At 39.6% G+C, this 1,489-nt stretch carries 3 protein-coding genes; all 3 read right to left on the minus strand.

The window, feature by feature from the left end:
• Positions 1-311: 311 nt before the first annotated feature.
• Positions 312-608 (minus strand): DUF4298 domain-containing protein, encoded by a 297-nt coding sequence (locus EI161_RS14330; protein WP_192524939.1) that lies wholly within the window; start codon positions 606-608, stop codon positions 312-314.
• Positions 609-704: 96 nt separating this feature from the next.
• The gene (locus tag EI161_RS14335; protein WP_192524940.1) at positions 705-1,313 is read right to left on the minus strand and encodes a nitroreductase family protein; all 609 of its coding nucleotides are present in this window, start codon (positions 1,311-1,313) and stop codon (positions 705-707) included.
• Between the two features lie 45 nt (positions 1,314-1,358).
• Positions 1,359-1,489, minus strand: a 131-nt coding sequence (locus EI161_RS14340; protein WP_192529714.1) for a transposase, incomplete at its 5' end; no start/stop codon positions are given.

Consider the following 1,489-nt stretch of genomic DNA (forward strand, 5'->3'; position numbering starts at 1 on the left):
GGGTTTAAAACGCCCAATCAGGTGTTCTATAATATAATTTAGCGTTGCACTTGGTGTGTTAATCTAAGATATATAAAATTTATACTTTTGACAATTATACACGTATAAAATTTATACCTATATAATTGTTTCAAACTACCGCAGCTCATTTTGTATTTTGTAAAGAGCTATATTCTAAGGATTGATTACTTAAAGAATGCTATGGTCTCTCTTGAAAATGTTACTGCTAAATAAGGCAGCACGGTTATATATAGAAGAGAGGGTTAATGTATATTGCTTTTAAAAAAATGAAGGATAACAGAGTTTTAGAATCAACGGTCTATAACATCAAGCCCTAATCTCATCCAGCGAATGGCTTGTTCTTGATGATCGGTTAACGCGCTCCAAAGAGCATCTTCACTAATGATGGAATACCTATTATCTGCGCATTCAACCATCATGTTGCTTTCATGATCGTCTCTCCATTGCGCGCTTTGATAGTAAGTTTGCAGCTCAGACATTAATGTACTGGCTTCTGCCCATTTTTCCTGAGCATCTTCTATCTGTTCATGTAGCTCATACCAACGCTCATACTTTTTTTGCAGCGCTTGTGCATCAAAAACTTCCATTATATTTCTCCAGTTTATAATTATAAAAAACCAATGAAACCGCTCAGATATATTCATAGCAGCTTCATTGGTTATAGTGTATTCAAAGCTAATATATTAGCCAAATACTTTCATACGCGCGTCAGCAGGCTGAAACTCTTTGTCACCTGCTGGCTGCTCAATAGCACCGAATACCATCTGCGCGTTGAGTTCCCAATCATCAGCAATATTCCATTCATCAGCGACTCTTTGGTCGATGACAGGATTATAATGCTGCAAGTTGGCACCGACATCGATGCTTGCCAATGCCGTCCAAATCACATATTGATGCATAGCACTGGTTTGATGTGCCCAGATTGGGAATTTATCCGCATACAAAGGGGCTGCTTCTTGCATGTTTCTAACCACGCCTTTGTCCTCAAAGAACATAATCGTACCAGCACCCGCTCTAAATCCTGCGATTTTATCTTTAGTGCCTTGGAACTTCTCGTCATCATTGACGATAACTTTGAGCGTCTCTTCAGTGATGTCCCATAATTTTTTATGATCGTCACCAAATAAAACCACGAGACGCGCGGATTGTGAGTTAAAAGCGGACGGCGTATGCAAGACTGCATGTTCAATCAGCTTAACCACTTCATCGTTAGAAACAGGTAGCTGATCGCTTAGGGTGTAGATAGAACGGCGCTTTTCAGCTAGTTGTTGAAAGTCTTTTAAATTTGACATGGCTGTATTTGACATAGTTTTCTCCGTTGGGTTTAGGGCGTGTCATCAATTAAGCCAAACGACACAAGAAACTAAGTGAATGGCACTAAGGAAATGACTGGCTAACTTATCATAGCGAGTGGCAATCGCACGATACTGCTTAATCTTGGCAAAGAAGTTCTCTATTAGGTGCCTCG

This window comes from Psychrobacter sp. FME5 (assembly GCF_014861375.1).
GTDB lineage: Bacteria > Pseudomonadota > Gammaproteobacteria > Pseudomonadales > Moraxellaceae > Psychrobacter.